The organism is Streptomyces sp. NPDC006476, from assembly GCF_040612015.1.
Lineage (GTDB): Bacteria > Actinomycetota > Actinomycetes > Streptomycetales > Streptomycetaceae > Streptomyces > Streptomyces griseorubiginosus_B.
Window position 1 is genome coordinate 1 of sequence record NZ_JBEXPK010000179.1, and the last position, 6,011, is coordinate 6,011.

Sequence of the window (6,011 nt, forward strand, 5' to 3'; positions counted from 1 at the left end):
GCGGCGGTGCGCGAGGTGGGCGAGGAGACCGGGATCAAGGCAAGCGATCTGTGCCTCACCCCGCAGCTTCTCGGAATCCCGATCGACATTGACTTTCACGACATCGAGGATCCTGCTGGCCAAATGTGAGGTCACGCGGCGTGAGGTCGAGTCGGGCGAGGTGGCTGGTGCGGGTGTGGTCGAGGGGCTGGCCGTTCCACCAGGCGTCGAGGCGGATCAGGTTGAGGGCGACGGCGGAGTAGACGTGCTCGAGGTGGGTCCTTCCGAGGCCGCGGTAGCGGGCCCGGCGGTTGCCGGTGACTGCCATGGCCTGGCGGATGGTGCCCTCGACGCCGGCCCGCAGGGCGTACTTCGCCTGCCATGTCTCGTCTTGCTGGGCGGTGTGGTTGGCGTGGATGAGTTCTTGCAGCGGCCGTGGCCGCAGGGTGAGTTGGCGGCCCCAGCGGGTGGCGTTGGTACATGCGGCTCTGACCGGGCAGGGGCTGCAGTCGGCCTGGTCGAAGCGGACCACGATCACGTCGCGGCCCTTCTGCTTGGCCGGGCTCCAGAACCGGCTGGTGGCGCCCTGGGGGCAGGTGGCCCGGCGGGCGTCCCAGTCGATGGCGAAGGCTTCGCGCTGGTAGCCGAGATTCTCCCGGTACTGGCGCGAGGTGCCGGTCAGCAGTGGGGCGACCAGGCTGATGCCGTAGGTGTCCTGGGCCCCGATGATGAGTTCGATGCTCGCGTAGCCGGAGTCCAGGTAGTGCTCGCCGGGCAGCAGGCCCCGGCCGGCGAGGGCCTGATGGACGGGTTCAACGAGTTTCACGTCGGGCACGGTCGCGTCAGTGGTCGCGACATGGGTGATCACGTTCGGGACGGGTGGACGCGCCCGACGGCCCTGTCGTGGAGCCTCGTCCTCGGGCCGGGGCGGCTGGCAGACCTCACTGATGTGCAGTTTGTACCCGGTCCAGCGCAGATCTTCCTTGCCGCCGTAGCGGGCATCGAGATCGTAGGGCGAGGTCAGGCGCAAACTGCCGGGCGGGAGACCGTCTTTGTCCGCCTCCCGCCGCTTGACCACCTCCGCTCCGCTGCTGCCGGTGGTGATCAGATAGTTCTGCTACGGCAGCTGTAGATAGCCGAAGGCTACGCGGATTGTGTCTCCGCAGTCATGACGCCGTGGTCGCCGGACACGACCTCACACCCTCCCATCAAGATCGAGAGATTATATTTCGGCGGCTCCCTCGGCGGTGATCAGTAACTGCGGTTGCTGTAAATCAGTCTTGTGGTTGCAACGCTGCTGAGGGGGCCTGTGAGGTTGGTCCGGGTCAGATGCCTCTATCGTCAGCGGTCGCACGCCTTCGATAGTGCCTGGTGTTTCCGGCGCTTGCACGGTTCTCAACGAAGGGTGCTGACGGCGAAGATGCTCACTTCCCGACCTAACGTATCGAGAAGATCATCGCGGGTCTCGTGGTGACAGGCGTCGCCGGACTCGGCGTCGCGGCATCCAGGAACACATCGAGGCTTACTCCCGAAGAAATCGCAGCCAGCAACATACGTGACCTTCGACGGCAGCGGTGTTCATGCCGCGGGTAAGCAAGGACGCTGATTCCTCGTTCATGGCCGCCACCTGGCTGCGCCGCCTTCAGCTTCCGTGCCGTGGCTGTGGTGGTCATGTACGGCCGCCGTACCGTCGGCGCACGAACTTCGGAGAAGAGCTGATGGGAGATCAGAACATGTCCGCGTCCCGAGGGTTGTCAAAGGGAACGCCTCGGGGCCCGCTGGAAGCGTTTCAGATGGCCGCCGAAAACCGGTGGTTTCACTACTGACTGTGGAGTGAATCATGGCTAATCGACTGGGTTCTGGCAAGCAGCGATCACGGCGGCGGTCTAAGGGGCGCGTCGCTATCGCTATCGGTGGTACTGCCGCCGCAGCCGGGCTGGCGTTGTTCGGTATCTCGCAGGCGAACGCGGCCGGGGTGGACAAGGAGATCAAGGTGTTGGCCAACACGGAGCACAAGTCATTCGACGTGGTCGTGCAGGGCAAATCGCCCCAGTGCGTCAACAATCCCAATCCCGGCTCGGCGGATCCGGTGGACCTCGGGATCAAGGCGAGTCCCGGGGATACAGTGACGGTGTTTGCGAAACTCTTGGACTGCAGTTTCAGCGTTCCCAGCCGTGACACGCAGGACACTGTGACGGTGCCCGACAACGACAGCCTCGACGTCGTCCTTGACGTGAGGTGAGTTGACCGCACGGGGATTCCAGGCGGGGCTCCGACGCAGGGGCTTGATCAAGTTCCATAGGTGTCCGGATCGTTGGTGATGCCCAGGATGGGGAGTGCTCGTTGGGGCTCGCGCGGATCGCCCGGGTGGTCTTGGCTATGTTGTCGGCTCCGAGGATCTTCAGGGTTACGGCAGCTGTAGATAGCTGCTGGCGTGCTGTCTGATCATGGTGTGGTGTCGGCGTATGCGTGCCGTCGGCGGTGGCAGAGGCGGGCGCGGTGTTGGTGGCGGCGGCGCCAGGTGGACCACCACAGCAGGTAGTCGCGGTCTCTTCGGGGCGGAGGAAGGATCAAGGCCCGTAGCAGGCGGAGAAGTTCGTGGCTGCTGAGGGGGACGAGGTCGGCCTCGGCGGGGTCGTTCCGGTCGGTCTGTGCGGTGCGTTCGAGAGCGGCGGTGACGGCCAGGAAGGCGTAGGCGACCAGGGCGATCACACTCCAGCGGTGCCAGGAGTTCCAGCAGGTGACCTGGCCTTTGTCGAGGTGGCAGATCTCCACTTCGCCGACATGATGCGCGACCTGCGCGGCGCTCAACTGCCCGCCTGGATGGACCGTGTCACGCAGGACGACCTTCCCGCGCTGCACTCCCTGGTCAACGGCCTGCGACGCGACCTCGACGCCGTCACCGCCGCACTGAGCAGCCCGTGGAGTTCCGGTCAGGTCGAGGGACAGGTCACCCGCGTCAAGCTCCTCAAGCGGATGGGGTTCGGCCGAGCCAACCTCGATCTGCTCCGCAGACGCGTACTGCACAGTCGTTGATCACTCAGCGTCACAAGATCTCCGACAGAGCCGAATTACGCGGTCGTCGACAGCAACTGGCGGGCCACATAGGCGCGTTCACGAAAGCTCGCCTTACCGTCTGCTTGAGGTTCGCTTAAGGAACACTGCGCAATCATGAATCCGCTCAGGTCTCCCGACGTCTGGGTGCGGGATCCGGCCGGGTGCGTTGCATTCCATTCGGTCGTAGTCGGGCAAGGAATGAGGGCCGACGGACCGGCTGCGTAGTCATGTCGGCTGACATCGCTGAGCACTCGCCGCCGTCCGCCGTCCCTCATCCACAATCACTCGGGGACGATACATCGGATGATTGACCCTTCCCCGTTCCTAGTTCCCTCCCCACACACAACGAGGAGAAGCGATGCGCGCAGGCCATATCCGCACCGCCGTCCCGCTGCTCGCCACGACGGCCCTGATTTCCTGGGCCGCCGGTACGGGAACAGCCACCGCCCAGCAGACCAGCGCCGCCGCGGCCGGCCCGACGAGCGGACTGACCGAGTACTCCGACGCGTACAGCGTCCAGCGCCCTTACGATTTGCCGCAGTCCGACCGTTTCTCCATGACGAGCGGCCCCACGTACAACGCCCGGATCCTCAAGGGGGACAAGCCTTTCAAGAAGGACTCCGACACCGGACCGCGCACCGAGATGCGGTGGCACGCCACCTGGTCCGGCACCGAGCACCAGTGGTCCGCCGACGTGAAAATCGACTCGAGCACCGAAGGCGCCTGCATCATGCAGGTCAAGGGCTCCACCGGCGGCGAGGCCATCTACGTCAACGTCCACGGCAACGGCAACCTCTACAATAGCGTGAACAACACACCGATCGCGACCGGCATGTGGGGCAAGTGGTTCCACATGAACGCCGACTTCGACCCGGCTACCGGCACCGTCCGCTTGTGGATCGACAGCAAGTTGGTCCTGACCACGCACTACTCGGCGCCGACAAGCAAGATCTGGTACTTCAAGAACGGCGTCTACAACACCACGGGGCCCGAGGCCGAAGCGCACTTCAAGAACATCACCTTCTGGGAGAAATAGCCGCGCCGAAGACCATGGCTGGCCCCACCCGCGGACTCTCGGCGTACAGGGACCGCCCCGGCCGCGCCCACGTAGCCGTCGTCCACCGCCTCGGCAGCGCGGACAAGCTCGTGTCCTACCTTGGCTTGAACCCGCGGGTGCGCCAGTCCGGTGGGACACCCGCCCACCACGGCCGGATCACGAAGGCCGGCTGTGGCAAGGCCCGCGGGATGCCGGTACAGGCCAGCTCTCCAAGCTGGTCAACTCCCTCACGGGCGTCCCCGCCCGCCTGCTGCGCAAGGACTACGACAGCCACGTACGCCGGTACCTGTGGGGCGGGCACTTCTGGTCCGGCTCCTACTTCGCCGGAAGCTGCGGCGGCGCGCCCCTGACCGTCGTACAGCAGTCCATCGAGCGGCAAAAACGCCCCGCGGGCTGAGGCAAACAGTACTGGTCCGCGCTTCAGCGCGGGTCACACCCATTGTGAGATCGCCTTCACCATCCGGCCCGAAGGCCGGAGCACTGGCCAAGATCAAAGGTAGAGACGACGCCCGGAGCCCCTGTTCACCTCTCTGAGCCGGCATCCAAGGAACCGCCCCCCGTACGCGGGTGTGACGTATGCGGCGCACTGCTGAGGCAATGGCGCCAGGGAAGAGACCCGCAAAGCCCCGCCTACGACCTGTCGCAGGCTACGGGTCTCTCCGTCGAGATCTCGCGGCACCCGCACAACTGGAAGAAGAAGGGGCCGAAATGATACCTGACCCTTTCCCTGAGATCCGGACTCGTGTTGAGCTTGACGCCCTGCCGCCGGGGACCTTCGTCGAGTGCGTGGCGTGCGTTGACCACGATTACGTCATCGCCGACGTTGACCCGCACGAGTGGATAACGTTGTCATCAAAAGCTCCGCCTGAGCCACGTGCGCTACCGAAGGGTGTCGATGTCCAACTTCCGGGTTGTCCCTGTCGGCATCGTCAGGTCGACGTCATGAACGCCGACGAGGAGGACGAGGTCTGCGGGGCCGTGGCCACCCTCCCCGTGTTCGGCCGGGCTCCTGTAGACGGCCTGGCCGGCGCCACGGTGACGTGTGACGAGGAGCCTCACGAGGGGGGCGTGCACTCAGGTCAGATAGTCGTCGACGGCGACTACCACGGCGTGTACTACTGGGGCCCTGCCTACGTCCCCGAGATGCTTTTCCCCACCCCCTGAGCCCGCTTGCTGACGCCCTCGTGGCGTCGGCTCGCGGTGGGCGCGGCAGGGGTCGGCGTGCCGGTGAGGTCGGCCCACGCGGTCCCTGGGGTCCCGAACGTCTCGTCCCTCGACGTGCTCGAAATACCCCGTCCTGACCAAGCCCCGGACATAAATCGCGCACCGCCCAACGTCCCCAGCCGCCCGCATGCACAAAGCCGCGTACCAACCAACATCCCCAGTTGCGTACGCAGTTGTGCACGAAGTCGCGTACCGACTGTCCACTGAGGACGACCTGCGGTCAGCGGTTGCCCGTCCAGACGATCTGGTCGGCGAAGCCGCCCCGCTCACCCGCCTTAGCCGCACGGATCTTCTCCAGCTGATCCGCGTCACCCCCCAGGTCCGCGGCGAGCGCGCGCACGACCTCCAGCACGTCCGCGAGTTCCTCCGGCGCCGAGTCCTCATCCGCCTCAAGAAGCTCGGCAACCTCCTCGCCGAGCTTGTCCCGCAGCCGGCCGCGGTATTCTTCCCGGCCCGCGGTGTAGGTGACCGGCTCGGCCCCCTCCTCCCGGATGATCTGCGGAATCCGGTCCCGCACCAACTTGCCGTGACTGCTGTAGGGCTCCCCCCGTGCTCTCCCGCACCTGTCTCCTGGAAGGCGGTCGCCGAACGCCGCGGGAGTGTAAATCTAACCTCGCGCTTTCGCGAGTGGGGCCGTCCGAGTCTTGATCAAAAAAGTGGAGAGTGCTGCTGACCTGCAACGATGGGACTTGTC

General features: G+C 65.5%; 7 protein-coding genes and 2 pseudogenes. 6 read left to right on the plus strand and 3 right to left on the minus strand.

Features of this window, described 5'->3' with window-relative positions:
* Positions 1-55 precede the first annotated feature (55 nt).
* On the minus strand, positions 56-1,057 hold the full coding sequence (locus ABZZ74_RS52165; RefSeq protein ID WP_356951157.1) for a transposase: 1,002 nt from the start codon (positions 1,055-1,057) through the stop codon (positions 56-58).
* Between the two features lie 762 nt (positions 1,058-1,819).
* On the opposite strand from ABZZ74_RS52165, the gene ABZZ74_RS52170 reads away from it, so the two are divergent.
* A complete protein-coding gene (locus tag ABZZ74_RS52170; protein WP_356951158.1) occupies positions 1,820-2,221 on the plus strand; it encodes a hypothetical protein in 402 nt (133 codons plus the stop codon).
* 203 nt (positions 2,222-2,424) lie between these two features.
* Here ABZZ74_RS52170 and ABZZ74_RS52175 read toward each other — a convergent pair whose 3' ends face one another.
* Positions 2,425-2,754: a hypothetical protein gene (locus ABZZ74_RS52175; protein WP_356951159.1), complete on the minus strand. Its 330-nt coding sequence runs from the start codon at positions 2,752-2,754 to the stop codon at positions 2,425-2,427.
* On the opposite strand from ABZZ74_RS52175, the pseudogene ABZZ74_RS52180 reads away from it, so the two are divergent.
* The 5 genes and pseudogenes from ABZZ74_RS52180 to ABZZ74_RS52200 all read left to right on the plus strand — a co-directional run.
* Positions 2,755-3,015, plus strand: a pseudogene (locus ABZZ74_RS52180) (transposase); the annotation flags it as partial.
* 379 nt (positions 3,016-3,394) lie between these two features.
* Positions 3,395-4,072: a polysaccharide lyase family 7 protein gene (locus ABZZ74_RS52185; protein WP_356951160.1), complete on the plus strand. Its 678-nt coding sequence runs from the start codon at positions 3,395-3,397 to the stop codon at positions 4,070-4,072.
* A 14-nt stretch (positions 4,073-4,086) separates the two neighbouring features.
* Positions 4,087-4,296 (plus strand): annotated as a pseudogene (locus ABZZ74_RS52190) (transposase); the annotation flags it as partial.
* 47 nt (positions 4,297-4,343) lie between these two features.
* Positions 4,344-4,490 (plus strand): transposase, encoded by a 147-nt coding sequence (locus tag ABZZ74_RS52195; RefSeq protein ID WP_356951163.1) that lies wholly within the window; start codon positions 4,344-4,346, stop codon positions 4,488-4,490.
* Positions 4,491-4,801: 311 nt separating this feature from the next.
* On the plus strand, positions 4,802-5,257 hold the full coding sequence (locus tag ABZZ74_RS52200; protein ID WP_356951161.1) for a hypothetical protein: 456 nt from the start codon (positions 4,802-4,804) through the stop codon (positions 5,255-5,257).
* A gap of 280 nt (positions 5,258-5,537) precedes the next feature.
* On the opposite strand, the gene ABZZ74_RS52205 is transcribed toward ABZZ74_RS52200, so the two are convergent.
* A complete protein-coding gene (locus tag ABZZ74_RS52205; RefSeq protein ID WP_356951162.1) occupies positions 5,538-5,834 on the minus strand; it encodes a nucleoside triphosphate pyrophosphohydrolase in 297 nt (98 codons plus the stop codon).
* Between the last annotated feature and the right edge of the window lie 177 nt (positions 5,835-6,011).